This is a genomic window from Rhizobium aethiopicum (assembly GCF_900094625.1).
In the GTDB taxonomy this organism is placed as follows: domain Bacteria; phylum Pseudomonadota; class Alphaproteobacteria; order Rhizobiales; family Rhizobiaceae; genus Rhizobium; species Rhizobium aethiopicum.
Genome location: NZ_FMAJ01000041.1, coordinates 1 through 17,067 on the forward strand (window position 1 = coordinate 1; position 17,067 = coordinate 17,067).

A 17,067-nucleotide genomic window follows, 5' to 3' on the forward strand; every position below is an offset into this window, starting at 1 on the left:
CTTTGTAGCCGGCCTTGAGCACGTCCTCGAGCTCAAGGTCTTCCACCGAACCTTCCTGCGCCGCCAGATGAAGAACCGTGTCCTGTGCTTTGGCGTTCAGGATCAGCCGGGTGGAGTCGGCTTTCGGGTCGCATCCGACGATCAGGATCTTCTGCCCGAGGTCGACAAGCGCTGCGAGCGTATTTTGGGAGGTGGTGGACTTGCCGATCCCCCCTTTGCCGTAAAATGCGATTTGACGCAAATCTAACATATCGCCTTCCTTCTTTCGTTCCATCCATCGCTGAGTAAAAGGCAGGCAGCTCGCGCCGCCTCGCATGGCAATCTTCAAAACCCGTGCCATGTGGGCAGCAGCATATAAAACAGCTGTTTTGCTGATCTTCAGCTATTTAGTTCCAAACTTTCGAAGGCGGGATCGACAAACTCTTGTCTCGAAACCGCCAAACTGGACGAAGCGGCCGCGAGGTCTTGTCGGTTGGAAATCGCTTGCGTCAAAGATCAACAAATCTCGTCCGTATCCTTACATCTCAGGCGAGGGACAGAAGTAGTGTGGCAAGTCGTAGAGCCAAGCAGATCGGTACCGTCTTGACGGCCGATCGGCTCGCACCACGCGTCCGAATCAAGGCCGGATGATCAGCAGAACGCATATGAAGGCACAGTAGAGATTGTCGCTTACAACAAACTCGCTGTTATGCTGTCTCCATGAACAAATAGGGGGAATGCCGACAGCTTGGCAGCTGCAGTCTTGCAGGCCCGGATTGTTTCGCCATTGGCTGAGATTGACAACGGAGCCGGTTTCGATCGTCAGCGGGCCAGATTCTGAGGAAATGCTCGAAGGCTACAGCAAAGATCGTGAGCAAGCTATCAAGTTAAAGCGCTAGTCGCGGACGCTTTTTTCCGGCCATACGCTCAGCTCCGACAAATGTGGATCGCGTAGTCGAATACGGCGAAGAGCTTAAGGCAATTTTAGTAGGTGCTATCAGAATTGACCGATGATCATTATCCGACGACGACATCACCGCTCATCTTTAGGAAAGTGGCATTTGCGCGTGCCCGCACAGTCGTAATATCGGGAGCAATAATCCCCCGTATCGGTTCAACGTCGCCGGACAAGCCCGCCAGGTTGCATCTGTGGCCTTCACGTTTTCAAGATCTCGCGCCCGACGAACTCTGCCGCTCCAGAAAGACTTCCGCTTTCCTCAGGGAGAAAGCATTCATTAAAATCGCCGCATTCCTTGCAGCTGGGAGCGCTACAAAGGGAAAAGCCTTCAGCTTCGCAAATCTTGCGGTAAAAATACTTCTTCCACCTCATGTTGTTGGTGTTGCCTGCCACCAGCGCCGGAAAATGCGCGAACAGCAATCTCCTAAGTTCGGCTTTGTCAAGCAAGCCGAGATCCCGCCAGAGGTGGTCTTCGCGCATGGAACGTCGCGCAATGATCTTAGCAAAACGCACGCCCTCAGGGTCGCCTGGCCGCACATGCCCTAGGAGCATATCGCGCAACAGTTGCTCCTCTGCATCAGGCATGCAATCACTCGCCTCTTGCAGGGCAAAAGCGCGGATAAGCCTTGCCGGAAAACTGCGGGCTGGTATATCCCGCAGCTCCCTAAGCGAAAGGCCGGTTGCCTCGGTCGCGGTGGCAATCCCCATCTCAATTTCTTCAAGTGCGCGCGAAAAAACGCGGAAGAGCACATAGTCATCAAAATATAACTTGAGACCCATCTGGCATGGTCGGCTGAAATAGCGTGTTTGGCAATCGTCGCAGTGGTCGACGGCTATGCCGGTTTGACGTGCGGCGTCCGCAGCTGGCACCGCCACCGTCGAGACCCCGATGTGATGCACATTTGGCATGCGCTTCGTCGCTTTCTCCAATAATCGAATTCAGTTGGCTGCTTTGATCCCCGCAAGGCGAGCATTCAAAGGTTGTGCCAGCTTGAGCAAGTGACAGTTGAAGCCGGCTTTTCAATCACTCGATCGCCCGTGCAGCGGGGAGGCGATCCCGCCTCCCAGTTATCGCCAAACGGACAAACGCAGGCTTTCAATCTGCGGCGCCGATCGAGCAGTCTGAGTGTAGCAATCTGAGGGAAGATCAAAGATCAATTGCTGCGCAACGACGTGTTAGCCGCCGATAGAGTTATCATATGTCTCTTCGATAGTCCTCAGAGTAGTTGGAGACCGGCACTGAACGTCTTCCGACCTTCAGTGTTGACCTTTGTCCAGTTGAACGGGAGGCCTTCGGCAACGTAGTAAACGCCGCTTTGAGGCGTCAGCTTTCCGTTTCTCGAGCCCATGTCGCCACGCTCGCGGACTCTCAGCGAATCGGCGCGATAGAGTTCATTCTCCTGGATCCTATCATTCGTCATTGCGCTCATAGGAGCACCGGGGAGCGGCGATCAATACGCACTTGCAGGCCTTCCAGTGCGCCCGCAACGATGAGGCCCTTGTTCGCCACTCGGTCCATCGGAACAAACACAGGATCAAGCACCGGCCGGCAACATTCAAAACGTCGCGCGGCTTCCGTCATCGTTATTGACGGCGAACGATAAGGTTTACTACCATCGCCTCCCAAAAGCGCTATCTGCCCGGCAAGAGGGATCGGGTACCCGTCAAAGATCGTAAAGGCGGTTAACCCAACTCGCAAAGCTTCTTCGCCAACAAATAGCGAGTGCATGTCGTCGAAGCGGATCATCTGAATAAGATCACTGCCAATTAAACCGGCGATCGATGCAATGCTGTTGCGATCAGGGAGCTCAGCGGCGCGAAAGATCGCACTTTCCGGCTCCAACAGATACACAAAATTTTCCATATCCTTGCCTTCTAAATTCTTGAAAAGAGCTCGTGCCCAGCTGCTTTTGACGGGAGCGAAAGCGACTCGTGCATCAACTTGGGATAGCGACAACGCGCGGCAATATGCAGATTTCAGCGTGCTGTGTAAATGGTCCTGCGCCAATTCGGTTCGGTTCAATTCAAGCCAGGCTCCGGACGCGTCGCTCCGATGTCGCCCAGCCAGTTGATTCTATTGAGATATTTTAATGGGCGTGTTTTTATTCCGGCCAGCCCCCATACCAACTCCGGGCCAAACATGAACGCGACGATGTTAGACCATACCGGCAGCCGCGCAGTCGACTAAGCGGGTTCAGCAATCGAACGCGGCGGCCATCGGCGTCGCCGCACGTATGGCTCGAATTTGTCCCAAATTTGCGGAACGGGATCCCGACCTTGGGCAAACTATGCAAACGGGTGCGTGTTCCAAGTTTGACGAGATCTGTACGTCTGTGAAACGATTGCGCTTCATTCCCTGGTCCTCTCAATGGGCCAGAGCTTACTTCAAAATGGATTATTTCAACGGGGCAAGGTCAAAGGCACCCCTTACGACGTATAAAGCAGAAAGAAAATTTGCAATCGGCGAGTTCCATCCGAGCATCACGACATTTGGCTAGCGCAACCGGGGCAACAGCCGCGCTCACTGTTGGCTGACTTAAAGTGTGCTGAGTGCCGCGGTCGCGAGTTCGCGCTCGGTCCCCAGGCGTTTTCGGTGCCGCGTTTTTAGCGTTATTCAAAACGCGGATGATGGCATCCAATCAATCTATTTTGCCTGATTAGCGACCTTGGTGCATGACCAAGGTGTCTCACCAAACAAGCCGATCGCGACCTCAGCGGAGAACGTACAAAAATGCAATAGATAGGAAGCGGCAGATTTTATTGCGTATCCCGGAGAGATACTGGCGCCGCCTTGTTGCTCGCTATGGCGGCGGCCTTCGGAGTCTGGCGAACAGGATTTGCCGAGTCGGAAGCCGCGAAAGAAGAAGTCGTCACTTTGGCGTATTCGCGCTGACCCAACTTTTGGCAACCTATGGCACTCACGGCGAAGTCATGCACGTTCATAGCGTGGACGAATCGGGCGAAACGTCAGCGTCGACGCAGTTCAAGTATTGGACGAACGAACGGGAGCAAGACCTTGCCCTTTAGAACTTTTTTTTGCATCCTGCTACTGGTCACGTGCACCAGCGCTGTTTCGGCCTACGCCGCGTCGCTTTCCATCTTCAAAGCGTTCGCCGTAACACTAGCGGCTTCGGTTTTCCTTCAGGTCGTTTATTTCTTGAGCCTGCTATTTATGTCCTTCCGGCCCACGCGCGAGAGCGACAGGTCGATACATTCAGGAACTCGGCAGGCAAACCAGCCACAAAAACATGATCGCGATGAAACTGAGCTGACTTGCCACTGAATTTTCATCCGGCGGCGATTAGAGCCTCGGCGGTTTTGAATACGTCAAGTGGCGCGGTGTGAGCAACCGGCGGAAACGCGAAGCCTTCATCTTGCGCAGCGTTGGAGCCGGTTGCGGCGATGGTCCCGGCATAATCTTCCGGGGTCTGATATCCGAGCGATTAGTGCGGCCGGAAATTATTGTGATCGTCCGCCCATTCGGCAATGGCGCTTCGGGCATGATTGAGGCCAAAGAACAGGCTTTCGTTGAGCAGTTCGTCGCGCATCCGACCATTGAAGCTCTCGGCATAGCCGTTCTGCATCGGCTTTCCCGGCGCGATGTAGTGCCAGTCGACTTTGTGATCCTTCGACCACGCGAGGATCGCATTCGAGGTGAGTTCAGTGCCGTTGTCGGAGACGATCATCCCCGGCTTGCCGCGTCGTTCGATCAGGGTCGTCAGTTCGCGAGCGACACGACGACCGGAGATCGAGGTGTCCGGGATCGCCGCCAGGCATTCGTGCGTCACGTCATCGACGATGTTGAGCACGCGAAACCTCCTTCCGCAAGCGAACTGGTCGTGCACGAAGTCTAGCGACCATCGGGCATTGGCCTTAGCTTCGACCGGAATCGGAGCACGCGTGCCGACAGCACGGCGTCTGGCGTTGCGCTTGCGGACAGAGAGACCCTCCTCGCGATAAAGGCGATAGATGCGATTGACCCCGGACGGTTCTCCCTCCCGCCGAAGCAGGACGAACAGCCGCCGGTAGCCGAAACGCCGCCGCTCATTGGCGAGGTCGCGCAGCTTCGCTCGCAACTCGGTTTCCGGCGGTCGGTTCGACTGATAGCGGATCGTCTTGCAGTCGGCGGATATGATCTGGCAGGCCCGCCGTTCCGAAAGACCCATGACGGTCTTCAGATGCGTGACGGCGTCACGCTTGGCGACAGGCCCTACCATTTTTTGAAAGAAGCTCGCGGAGTGCTGCTGCGTCCAACATCTGCTCGGCGAGCAGCTTCTTCAGTCTCGCGTTCTCGTCCTCAAGCGCCTTCAGCCGTTTCGCCTCGGAGACTTCCATACCGCCGTATTTGGCTTTCCAATTATAAAACGTTGCTTCTGAAATTCCGTGCTTGCGGCAGAGGTCGGCCACCTTTGCGCCCGCCTCCTGCTCCTTCAGCACCGCAATAATCTGCCTTCCGTAAATCTCTGCTTCTTCATGCGTCCGTCCTTTGATGGGCCGGACTCTAATCAATTCTGGAGGAAATTCGCAGGGGCAGGTCAGAGCAGTCCAACGTCCCCCAGCTTGACCTAAGGCGTAAACGGCGCACCCCTTAGTTAGCGGTGTAGGTATTGACCCAATTCATCAGGCTAAAGCTCAATTCGATGTCATGGAACTACTCAACAACCTCCAGCAACCGAGGACCGCTTTCTTCACCACGGTGCGGCGGTCCATGAGATGCTGCATTGGTCTCCCGATTGCTTCATCTTCGGCAGGAGGCTTCTTGATTGGGCATCGTCTGGTTTAGAAAGCACCTCCGACTCAGGCGACTGTTGCCGACCGCCGCTCCTGATTAGATGACATGTTTCCGGAAGAGAACATGCTTCGAAATTTGAGCGTTTCCCGTTGCCTTTTCGACCTACGCCGATCGAGAAGCTCGACCGTCTCGGTAAGCGCGGGGGTGGAAACATTAAGAACAACGTCAACGAGATGACTACAAGCTCAGAACTTGCATTTGGCGGAAATAAGCTCCGCAAACTTTACTACCGGAGGGTCGAGGCGGGTCCAGTCTGATTTGCCCAGAGCCGGCGCTTTTAACGCGGCGGCCTCGGCGCAGTCGACGACGTTCCCGCCCATCGGACGAAAACTCGCGGGGCAACTTCGACGTCGAAGATGGCGCGGATTGTTGCACGAAAGCCCGCCGCGAGGGCATCCCATGCAGGTCGCCGACTATCGGACGCAGACCGGCGTTAGAGCAGTCTTTTGTCAGACATGTACTCCGCGGTTGTCGGCATTGAGACTGAATGGCGGGAGCTTGACACTACGCGCTGCTACGAAATGCCTGCTGAACCCACGAATTCACTTCGGCACGCGATTTGCTCTGGTCACGGTATGTCGCCAATCGCAGCGCGATGGCCTTCGGGCGGCGCATCGCTGTTCGCGTCTCGTGAGTTCCGATGGTTTGCTGGGCAATGATAGTGGCTCGGTTGTGTGTGCCGGGAAAATGTGAGGAGTGTTAGATGCGATCTAGAGTTCTTCGTTTGCGACCCACAACAATCGCCCACGTCGCGAGCGGTACAGCCAAAGCGGCAGACCTTGAGCCAGGCGGGAAGCCGGGGGTGTGGGACTGGACTGGAAGTTCTGTTTGCGGACGGGTCGGTGGGCGGGTGCGGTCGAACCTGCTGCGCCAATTCCTACGGTCGGCCGACCTATGGCGATACCGACATGTTCGATTTCAACCGGCTGCAAAACCCGCACCTGCCGCTCGGCCAGGGGCCGCATCTGTGCCTGGGCGCTGCGCTGGCGCGCCTGGAATTGGGAAGTGTCTTCCCCCCGCCGTTCGTGCGGCCGGAGGATCTGGCGCTGGCAATCGCCGCAGAGGGCGTGGTCTACACGTTGCCTTAACTCATTTGCTGCCCGCAGTCTGCCCATCATCTTCCGCCCCTTCCGGGCTTAAAGAGTGAAGCGTCACCATGTCCGAACAATCCTTGCCGACGCTGCCGATGTGGCGGGTCGATCACATCGAGCCCTCGCCCGAGATGTTAGCGCTACGCGCCAAAGGTCCGATCCACCGCGTGCGCCTTCCGTCCGGGCACGAATGCTGGTGGGTGACAGGCTATGACGAGGCCAAGGCGGTGCTGTCTGACGCGGCATTCCTGCCCGCGGGAATGCCTCCGGCGGATTTCACCCCCGATTCGGTCATTCTCGGTTCGCCGGGATGGCTGGTCTCGCACGAAGGGGACGAGCATGCTCGGTTACGCACGATCGTGGCGCCGGCCTTCAGCAACAGCAGGGTGAAGCTGCTTACGCAGCAGGTCGAGGCGATCACCGTGCAGTTGTTCGATACGCTGGCGGTTCAGCCCCAGCCCGCAGACTTGCGACGCCATCTCTCCTTTCCGCTTCCGGCCAAGGTAATCAGCGCGCTGATGGGCGTGCCCTTCGAGGAACACGCCTTTTTCGCAGAGCTCTCCGACGAGGTGATGACGCACCAGCATGAAAGCGGCCCGCGCAGCGCGTCGGGCTTGGCCTGGGAAGAGCTCCGCGCCTACATTCACGGCAAAATACGGGGCAAGCGACAGGATCCGGGCGATAACCTGCTGACGGATCTGCTAGCCGCGGTTGACCAGGGTGAAGCGACCGAGGAAGAGGCGGTCGGCCTCGCGGCGGGCGTGCTGGTGGCGGGGCACGAGAGCACCGTCGCGCAGATCGAATTCGGCCTGCTGGCCATGTTTCGCCATCCGCAACAGCGCGAACGCCTGGTCCGCGATCCGTCCCTGGTGGACAAGGCGGTGGAGGAAATACTGCGAATGTATTCGCCTGGCGCGGGCTGGGACGGCATCATGCGCTACCCCCGGACCGACGTGACCATCGCGGGCGTGCATATACCCGCGGAGAGCAAAGTACTGGTCGGCCTGCCGGCGACCTCGTTTGATCCGCGCCATCTCAAAGACCCGGAAGTCTTCGACATCGGACGCGACGCAAATCCCCACCTGGCGTTCTCCTACGGGCAGCACAATTGCATCGGGGCGGCGCTGGCGAGGCTGGAACTGAAGGCCGTATTCGGTTCGATCTTCCAGCGCTTTCCCGCGTTGCGCCTGGCCGTGGCGCCCGAAGAACTGAAGTTGCGCAAGGAGATCATCACCGGCGGGTTCGAGGAAATGCCGGTGCTCTGGTGCGGACGCCCCCCGGCATCGCAATCTTCTCATTTGACGGCGCCTGGCGCGGGCCGGTCAGATCAGCCACCCGACAGGTAACCAAGATGGACGTGCAAGAAACCAAGGCAGCATGCCACGACGCCTTCGCCGAGCTAGCGTCGCCAGCATGCATCCAAGACCCGTACCCGTTCATGCGGTGGTTGCAAGAGCACGATCCGGTGCACCGCGCGGCGTCGGGCCTCTTTCTGTTGAGCCGCCACGCCGACATCTACTGGGCGTTCAAGGCCACGGGCGATGCGTTTCGGGGGCCGGCGCCATCCGAACTGGCGCGCTATTTCCCGCGTGCGGCGTCCAGCCTGTCGCTCAATCTGCTGGCGTCCACGCTAGCCATGAAGGAACCACCGACGCATACGCGTCTGCGCCGGCTGATTTCGCGCGATTTCACCGTGGGCCAGATCGACAACCTGCGGCCGAGCATCGCGCGCATCGTCGCAGCCCGCCTGGATGGCATGGCGCCCGCACTGGAGCGAGGAGAGGCGGTGGACCTGCATCGGGAATTCGCACTGGCCTTGCCCATGCTTGTCTTCGCTGAATTGTTCGGCATGCCCCAAGACGACATGTTCGAGCTCTCAGCGATCGTCAGCGCCATTCTAGAAGGCCTGAGCCCGCACGCCAGCGATCCACAGCTCGCCGCGGCGGACGTGGCCAGCGCCAGGGTGAAGGCCTATTTCGGCGACCTCATACTGCGCAAGCGCGCCGATCCCCGCCGCGACATCGTGTCGACACTGGTCGGCGCACACAGCGACGACGCCGATACGCTTTCGGACGCGGAGTTGATCAGCATGCTGTGGGGCATGTTGCTGGGCGGCTTCGCCACCACTGCTGCGACTATCGACCATGCGGTGCTGGCGATGCTGGCCTACCCCGAGGAGCGGCACTGGCTGCAGGGAGACGCCGCAGGGGTGGAGGCATTTGTAGAAGAAGTACTGCGCTGCGAGGCGCCCGCCATGTTCAGCTCCATTCCGCGTATCGCCCAGCGCGACATCGAATTGCATGGCGTGGTGATCCCGAAGGACGCGGACGTGCGCGTGCTGATCGCGGCCGGCAATCGCGACCCGGACGCTTTCGCTGATCCCGACCGATTCGATCCGGTGCGGTTCTACGGCACCAGGCCTGGCATGTCGAGCGACGGAAAGATTATGCTGAGCTTCGGCCACGGCATCCACTTCTGCCTAGGTGCGCAACTCGCCAGGGTGCAGCTGACCGAGAGCCTGCCGCAGATCCAGGCTCGCTTCCCCACGTTGGCCTTGGCCGAGCAGCCGACCCGGGAGCGCTCAGCGTTCCTTAGGACGTTCCGCGCGCTGCCGGTGCGGCTGCGCGCGCAGGCGGCGGCTGAGGTTCGCGTCGTGGTCGACCAGGATCTGTGCGGAACCACTGGTCAGTGCGTGTTGACGCTGCAGGGCGCCTTTCGTCAGCGCGAACCGGACGGCGTGGCCGAAGTGTGCATGGCGACGGTCCCGCAGGCGCTGCATGCCGCTGTGCGGCTCGCAGCCAGCCAGTGCCCCGTCGCGGCCATCGGGTGATCGAAAGCGAAGCCGGCGATGACCATTGCACCAACCCCGGCCCTACGCCCTCTCCGGCAGACGCTGAGCGACATGCAGCGAAAGACCTACGCAATCCAGGAGAACATGATGGAACGATTTAAAGGCAAGGTGGCCGTGGTGACCGGCGCCGGCGCCGGGATCGGCAAGGCATGCGCCCTCGCCATCGCGCGCGAGGGCGGCAGAGTGGTGGTTGCCGACATTGATGGCCCCGCTGCCATCGCCTGCACCGCACAGATCGCAGCCGAAGCGGGCCAAGCGCTGGCCGTGGCCATGGACATCGCAGATGCGCAGGCGGTGGCAGAGCTGTTCGAAACGGCGAAGCGGCGCTTCGGTGGGGTCGACGTGCTTGTGAACAATGCGAGCGCCATGCATTTGACCCCGCTCGACAGCGCGATCCTCGACCTGGACGTGGCGGTCTGGGACCAGACCATGGCGACCAATTTGCGCGGCACGCTCCTCTGCTGCCGGCAGGCCATCCCACAAATGATCGGCCGTGGTGGTGGCGCGATCGTGAACATGTCATCGTGCCAAGGGCTCAGCGGCGACACCGCACTGACGTCATACGCCGCGTCGAAGGCCGCAATGAACATGCTGTCGGCCTCGCTTGCCACCCAGTACGGACACGCGAAGATCCGCTGCAACGCGGTTGCGCCAGGTCTTGTCATGACCGAACGTCTCTTCGCCAAGCTGGACGAGTGCATGCAACGGCATCTACACCGGCACCAGCTCCTGCCGCACGTCGGCCGCCCCGAGGACGTAGCCGCGCTGGTCGCGTTCCTGCTCTCGGAGGAGGCTGCGTTCATCACCGGCCAAGTGGTGTGCATCGACGGCGGCATGTTGGCGCATGTTCCAACCTACGCCGACGGTGGCAACAGCGCGGCTCGGCCGGCCGGTGACGCCGCCGAAGCAGCCGCAGCGTCGCATTGGTGATGGACATGCTGCTCAACCCGCTGAACCGCTGGCGCCGGCTACGGGACGACATCCCGGTCATGCCTGGCGCTTTCCCCCTGGTCGGGCATCTTCCCGCCATCGTCTGCGATCTGCCGCGCCTGCTGCGGCGCGCGGAACGGACGCTAGGCAGCCACTTCTGGCTGGACTTCGGCCCGGCCGGACACCTGATCACATGCCTGGATCCGGATGCGCTCGCATTGCTCCGGCACAAGGAAGTGTCCTCGGCACTGATCGAAGAGATGGCGCCCGACATCCTTGGCGGAACGTTGGTCACTTTGGACGGTAGCGCGCACCGGCAGGCGCGCGATGGGATAAAGGCGGCGTTTCTGCCCAGGGGTCTGTCCGAGGCCGGCATTGGCGAGCTGTTCGAACCAATTATTAGGGCTCAGGTCAAGGCGTGGCGCGACCGCGGTGAAGTCGCTATCCTGCCAGACACTCGCAACCTGATGCTCAAACTCACCTTCAGTCTCATGGGCATCCCCGCCCAAGACCTGTCGGAGTGGCATCGCAAGTACCGGCAACTGCTACAATTGATGGTCGCGACCCCGATCGACCTGCCGGGGATGCCACTGCGGCGCGGCCGCGCCGCCCGCGATTGGATCGACGCGCAGTCGCGCCAGTTCATCCGGGACGCGCGCGCGCCCGCCGCGCGCACCGGGTTGATCAACGACATGGTGAGCGCCTTCGATTGCAGCGATGGCGCGCTCTCCGATGACGTCCTGGTCGCCAATATCCGTTTGCTGCTGCTTGCCGGCCACGAGACCTCCGCCTCGACGATGGCCTGGATGGTGATCGAGCTGGCGCAGCATCCAGAGCTGTGGGACGCCCTGGTCGAAGAGGCGCAACGCGTGGGCGCGGTGCCGACCGGGCACGAGGACCTGGCGCAATGTCCGGTCGCAGAGGCGCTGTTTCGGGAGACGCTACGAATGCATCCGGCTTCCTCGCTCGTACCGCGTCGCGCGATGCAGGAATTACAACTCGGCCCGCGGCGCATTCCTGCGGGCACTCATTTGTGCATCCCACTGCTGCATTTCTCGACCTCGCCGCTGCTGCACGAAGCGCCCGATCCGTTTCGTCTGGGGCGGTGGCTGCAACGCACGGAGCCGATCCGGCCGGTGGACATGCTGCAGTTCGGTGCCGGCCCACACGTCTGCATGGGCTATCACCTTGTATGGCTGGAGCTGGTGCAGTTCAGCATCGCCTTGGCATTGACCATGCAGGAGGCCGGGGTGCGGCCGCGGTTGATGAGCGGCGTCGAAAAAGGCCGGCGTTATTACCCGACCGCATCCGTCCATGACAATCCGCATCGGATTCTCATGAGCTGGGATCCTCTGCCCCGTGTCAAGAGGCAGCGGCGACGGCGATGAGCGGCATTGCTGCACTCGGCGCGCGCGCAGTGCGACGCCGGCAGCACCGCGGCGGCTCGCCGCTCGCCGCGGCATTCTCTGTCAGGTACAAGGAGATGAACAACATGCAGAAGGATTCCACGCTAAACGACGACCGAACTGGCGTTTCCCTGTTCGGCGGATCGGGCGCGCTGGCGTGCGGCGGATTGCCGGTGCGCGCGTCCATAGGCATGGGCGCGCTATGCGCCGTCGCGGAGGATGCCGCGCGTTACGCTGTACCGCGCGCTGGATCGCTATCGCGCCTGTTTCGGCCTTGTATTGTAGGTGGTCGAGGATGACACGCCAGCGGATGACGCGACGCTGGGGAAGCCCCCGGCAAGCATGCGGCGGAGAAAAAAGCAACCGGCGTGCCGATCACGGAGCTGCATGCAGCGCCCCAGTCAGTGCCGGGCCTATGGCAAGGGGCCGGAGAAGCCATCACCTCGCTGCGGCCGCGTGCGGAGCGGTTGGCGCAGGCCGTGCAGCGGGGGGGTATCTGTTTAAGCACGCGCCGTGCGCATTGGCGCCGGTCCGCACGGAGGCGCCGCCGTACCGCTGCGATCGGCCGGCGGCAGCGCTAGATGCTACATTGTGTCCGATTCCACGGCGCAGATCGGAGCGGTTGCCCACCGCGGCCCGCCGCGGTGCCCGGCGTCCGCCCGATTCTGCTTCTCGTCAACTGCCTGCAGAAGGAACATCCCGCATGAATGCGCTGTCCGAACAGATCCTTTCTGAATTGCGCCACCTGCTGAACGAGACGCGCGATGGCGGCAGCGTGAGTCCGTCCGTTTACGACACGGCGCGCGTTTTGCAGTTCAGCAGCAACGTCACCGGTCGGCAGAACGCATACGCGTGGCTCATGGCGCAGCAACAGGCCGATGGCGGGTGGGGAAGTGCTGACTTCCCACTGTTCCGCCATGTACCCACGTGGGCGGCGTTGCTTGCATTGCAGCGTGCCGATCCTCTTCCCGGCGCTGCGGACGCAGTTCAGGCTGCAACGCGGTTCCTCGAGCGCCAGCCGGATCCCTACGCAGATGCGGTGCCGGAAGACGCGCCGGTAGGCGCGGAGCTGATCCTGCCGCAGATCTCCGGCGAGGCCACATCCTTGGTGGGCGACGTGGTGTTTCCGCGCTACTCGGCGCTGTTGCCGTTGCGGCAAGCGTGCCTGGCTAAGTTGGGGACGGTGGGACCGCTGCCGAGCGGCCATCCGTTGTTGCACTCCTGGGAAGCCTGGGGGACGTCGCCGACCACAGCATGCCTGGACGACGACGGCAGCATCGGCATCAGCCCGGCGGCAACCGCCGCGTGGCGTGCGCACGCCCTCACAAAGGCGAGCGCGCCACAGGTCGAGCGTGCCGACAGGTATCTTCAGGCCGCATCGCGCGCGGCGCGCAGCGGCATCGAAGGTGTCGTTCCCAGCGTCTGGCCGATCAACGTGTTCGAGCCATGCTGGTCGCTGTACACTCTGCATCTGGCCGGGTTGTTTTCGCATCCCGCGCTCGCCGAGGCGGTACGCGTGATCGTCGCGCAGCTCGATGCCTGTCTGGGCGTGCGCGGTCTGGGTCCGGCCTTGCACTTCGCGGCCGATGCGGACGACACCGCTGTTGTGTTGTGCATCCTGCGCCTAGCAGGACGCAACCCGGCTGCCGACGCGTTGCGCCACTTCGAAATCGGCGGGCTGTTCGTTACCTTCCCCGGCGAGCGCAATGCCTCGGTGTCGACCAACATCCACGCCCTGCATGCGTTCAGACTGTTGGGAAAGCCCACCGCCGGCACCAGCGCTTACCTTGAGGCCAATCGCAACGCGGACGGTCTATGGGACAATGAAAAATGGCACGTTTCGTGGCTGTATCCCACCGCGCATGCAATCGCTGCGCTCGCGCAAGGCGCGCCCGAGTGGCGCGACGAGCGCGCGCTGGCGGCGCTGTTGCAGGCGCAGCGCGACGACGGCGGCTGGGGCGCGGGTCGCGCGTCTACATTTGAGGAAACCGCCTATGCGCTGTTCGCGTTGCACGTGATGGATGGGCGCGAAGAGCCGACAGGGCGCGCCCGCATCGCGCTGGCGGTCGCGCACGCGCTGGAGTGGATGCTCGCTCGCCATGGGGCGCATGAATTGCCGCAAACGCCGCTGTGGATCGGCAAGGAATTGTATTGCCCGACCCGGGTCGTGCGCGTGATCGAACTCGCCGGCTTGTGGCTGGCTCTTCGTTGGGGGCGGTGCACCCCGGCCGAGGGAGCAGGAGGAATAGCGCAATGATCCCGACCGAAAGCGCGCTGCAGCAAGTACTGGAGTGGGGGCGTTCCCTGACCGGATTCGCCAACGAACATGCCGTAGAAGCAGTTAGGGGCGGACAGTACATCCTGCAGCGTATCCAACCGAGCTTGCACGATATCAGCGCCCGCACCGGCCGCGATCCGCAGGACGAAAAGCTGATCGTGACGTTTTATCGCGAGTTGGCGCTACTGTTTTGGCTCGACGATTGCAACGACCTTGGCCTGATCGCGCCGGAGCAGCTGGCCGCGGTGGAGCAGGCGCTGGGGCAGGGCGTGCCATGCGCGCTCCCCGGTTTCGAGGGCTGCGCTGTGCTGCGCGCTTCCCTGGCCGCGCTCGCCTACGATAGGCGCGACTATACTGAGCTTCTTAACGATACCCGGTGCTACTGCGCGGCGCTGCGCGCCGGACACGCGCAGGCGGCGGGGGCGCAACGCTGGTCGTACGCCGAATACTTGCACAATTCCATCGATTCGATCGCCTACTCGAACGTGTTCTGTTGCCTGTCGTTGCTATGGGGGCTGGACATGGCGACCCTGCGCGCGCGTCCGGCGTTTCGCCAGGTGCTGCGGCTCATCTCCACGATAGGGCGCCTGCAGAACGATCTGCATGGATGCGCCAAGGATAGGTCGGCGGGAGAGGCCGACAACGCTGCCATCCTGCTCCTGCAGCGTTATCCGGCTATGCCTGTGGAGGATTTCCTCAACGACGAGCTGGCCGGCCATGCGCGCATGCTGCACCGAGTGATGGTGGAAGAACGCTTTCCTGCACCATGGGGACCGTTAATCGAGGCCATGGCGGTCATTCGCGCGAAGTACTACCAGACCTCGACCAGCCGCTACGGCAACGATGCCGCGGGGGGAGGCCAACGTGCGCCGGCGTGAACGCGCGGGAGGCGGCGGCGTGCGCGCGGCGCCTTCGGTCCGATCCGACGCAACGCCAACGCCCAATACGGCGGATCGAGCGAGCGGGTGCGACGACGCCCTGACCCGGCGCAAGGACGACCATCTGGACCTCGTGCTGGATCGGCGAACGGCGCCAGCCACGGTCGCCGCCGGTTGGGAGCAAATCCGGTTCGAACACTGCGCACTACCCGAGCTGGACCTGACGCAGATCGAACTGCGCACCTCGCTGTTAGGCAAGCCCATGCGTGCGCCGCTGCTGATCAGTTCCATGACCGGCGGAATGCCACGCGCCGAGGCCATCAATCGGCGCCTGAGCGAGGCGGCGCAAGCCTTGGGGATCGCCATGTGCGTCGGTTCGCAGCGCGTAAGCCTGCAATCGCGCAATTCCCAGGGGCTGACGCGCGCCCTACGCCGCCTGGCGCCTGACATTCCCTTGCTGGCCAATATCGGCGCTGCGCAACTGCGCGAGGCCGACGGCCTTGATCTGGCGCGCCGGGCTATCGATGCGCTGGAGGCTGATGGGCTGATCGTCCATCTCAATCCGCTGCAGGAAGCGCTACAGCCGGATGGCGACCGCGACTGGCACGGCGTCCTGGCGCAGGTGACTCGCGCCGCGCGTAGCGTGGGCGTGCCGATCGTGGCCAAAGAAGTCGGGTCGGGCCTGTCCGCCTCGGTGGCCTGCGCGCTCGTCGAGGCGGGTGTTGCGGTGATTGATGTCGCCGGAGCTGGCGGCACCAGTTGGGCCGCGGTGGAGGGCGAGCGCGCCCGCGATGCCGCCGGCCGTGCAGTGGCGATGGCGTTCGCCGATTGGGGGATCCCGACACCCGCCAGCTTGCAGGCGGTACGTCGGGCGCTGCCAACGGTGAAGCTTATCGCATCCGGCGGGATCCGCGACGGCGTCGACGTGGCCAAGGCCATTCGCCTGGGTGCGGACATCGCCGGACAGGCAGCCGGCGTGCTGCCAGCGGCTACGGTATCGACCGAAGCGGTCGTCGCGCATTTCGAGGTCGTCATCCGCCAGTTGGCCGTCGCCTGCTTTTGCACCGGCTCACCTGATCTGGCGACGTTGCGCCAGGCGCGCTTGTTGCCCTCCGCGCATCTGCCAGCCGGATGATGCCGGCGTCGCCCGCTCGTGTCGGCCGGCGCCTAGTTGTGAGCTTTCAGGAGGTTGTCCATTCGGCCCTGGTCGAGAAAGCTGAGGTTGTCAAAGCTTCAGTGATTCTCGGAGGACCGAATGAACATTCACAAGAATGCCCGTTTGACACCGCGGCGTCGAGAGGAGATGGCGCGCGCCGGTATTGATGGCGCTTGTTCCAAAGCCGATGCTGCGCGGACATATGGGGTGACGTCGAAGGTGGTCGCTCGTTGGACGGCGCGCTTTCTGGCGGATGGCGCCGCCGGCATGGCGGACCGGTCGTCGCGGCCGCGGACAAGCCCGAGACGAACCGCGGCCAACATTGCCGGCGAGATAGCAGTGTTGCGCCGACAGCGGCTGACGGGCAAGCACATCGCCAAGCAGACGGGCGTGTCGGCGGCAACGGTGAGCCGGGTGCTCAAGCGCGCCGGTCTTTCCAGGCTGAAGGATATCGAGCCGGCCGAACCGGTGCGACGCTATGAGCGCGAGCGGCCCGGCCAAATGATCCATATCGACATCAAGAAACCTGGCCGCTTCAGCCAGGTTGGCCACCGCATCACGGGTGATCGAACCCGCCAAAGTTCGCGCAGGGGCAAAGGCTGGGGCGCTGGCTGGGAGTACGTTCACGTCGCCATCGATGACGCCTCGCGCGTTGCCTTCTCGCAGATATTGCCAGACGAAAAGAAGGACAGCGCGGTCGCCTTTCTCAAGGCGGCACTGACCTACTATAATACCCTCGGCATTACCG

Annotated in this window: 11 protein-coding genes and 2 pseudogenes; 9 read left to right on the plus strand and 4 right to left on the minus strand. The window is 61.9% G+C overall.

What is annotated here, in order from left to right; translation table 11 throughout:
• The 4 genes and pseudogenes from GA0061105_RS31385 to GA0061105_RS31410 form a co-directional block, all read right to left on the minus strand.
• The coding region (locus GA0061105_RS31385) for an AAA family ATPase (RefSeq protein ID WP_167358606.1) at window positions 1–250 on the minus strand (250 nt) is incomplete at its 3' end.
• 885 nt (window positions 251–1,135) lie between these two features.
• A complete protein-coding gene (locus GA0061105_RS31390) occupies window positions 1,136–1,846 on the minus strand; it encodes a nitrogen fixation protein NifQ (RefSeq protein WP_009996802.1) in 711 nt (236 codons plus the stop codon).
• Window positions 1,847–2,363: 517 nt separating this feature from the next.
• Window positions 2,364–2,801 (minus strand): DUF3846 domain-containing protein, encoded by a 438-nt coding sequence (locus tag GA0061105_RS31400; RefSeq protein WP_008536498.1) that lies wholly within the window; start codon window positions 2,799–2,801, stop codon window positions 2,364–2,366.
• A gap of 1,423 nt (window positions 2,802–4,224) precedes the next feature.
• Window positions 4,225–5,412: pseudogene (locus GA0061105_RS31410) on the minus strand (IS3 family transposase).
• Between the two features lie 1,225 nt (window positions 5,413–6,637).
• Here GA0061105_RS31410 and GA0061105_RS31415 point away from each other — a divergent pair.
• From GA0061105_RS31415 to GA0061105_RS31465, 9 genes and pseudogenes are all read left to right on the plus strand, one after another.
• Window positions 6,638–6,817 carry a cytochrome P450 gene (locus tag GA0061105_RS31415; RefSeq protein WP_008536508.1) on the plus strand — a complete coding sequence of 60 codons (180 nt, stop codon included), beginning with the start codon at window positions 6,638–6,640 and terminating at the stop codon, window positions 6,815–6,817.
• Window positions 6,818–6,885: 68 nt separating this feature from the next.
• Entirely contained in the window at window positions 6,886–8,166 is a 1,281-nt protein-coding gene (locus GA0061105_RS31420; protein ID WP_040111859.1) for a cytochrome P450, read from the plus strand.
• A 5-nt stretch (window positions 8,167–8,171) separates the two neighbouring features.
• Window positions 8,172–9,650: a cytochrome P450 gene (locus tag GA0061105_RS31425; RefSeq protein ID WP_237350496.1), complete on the plus strand. Its 1,479-nt coding sequence runs from the start codon at window positions 8,172–8,174 to the stop codon at window positions 9,648–9,650.
• Between the two features lie 108 nt (window positions 9,651–9,758).
• Window positions 9,759–10,601: an SDR family oxidoreductase gene (locus GA0061105_RS31430; RefSeq protein WP_040111858.1), complete on the plus strand. Its 843-nt coding sequence runs from the start codon at window positions 9,759–9,761 to the stop codon at window positions 10,599–10,601.
• Window positions 10,601–11,942: pseudogene (locus GA0061105_RS31435) on the plus strand (cytochrome P450). Before GA0061105_RS31430 ends, GA0061105_RS31435 begins: the two are co-directional and overlap by 1 nt.
• Before the next feature lie 768 nt (window positions 11,943–12,710).
• On the plus strand, window positions 12,711–14,264 hold the full coding sequence (locus tag GA0061105_RS31450) for a hypothetical protein (RefSeq protein WP_040111856.1): 1,554 nt from the start codon (window positions 12,711–12,713) through the stop codon (window positions 14,262–14,264).
• A complete protein-coding gene (locus GA0061105_RS31455) occupies window positions 14,261–15,163 on the plus strand; it encodes a terpene synthase family protein (RefSeq protein ID WP_040111855.1) in 903 nt (300 codons plus the stop codon). The genes GA0061105_RS31450 and GA0061105_RS31455 overlap by 4 nt, the downstream gene beginning before the upstream one ends.
• Window positions 15,164–15,182: 19 nt before the next feature.
• A complete protein-coding gene (gene fni / locus GA0061105_RS31460; protein WP_245304463.1) occupies window positions 15,183–16,298 on the plus strand; it encodes a type 2 isopentenyl-diphosphate Delta-isomerase in 1,116 nt (371 codons plus the stop codon).
• A gap of 120 nt (window positions 16,299–16,418) precedes the next feature.
• The coding region (locus GA0061105_RS31465; protein ID WP_092755269.1) for a leucine zipper domain-containing protein at window positions 16,419–17,067 on the plus strand (649 nt) is incomplete at its 3' end.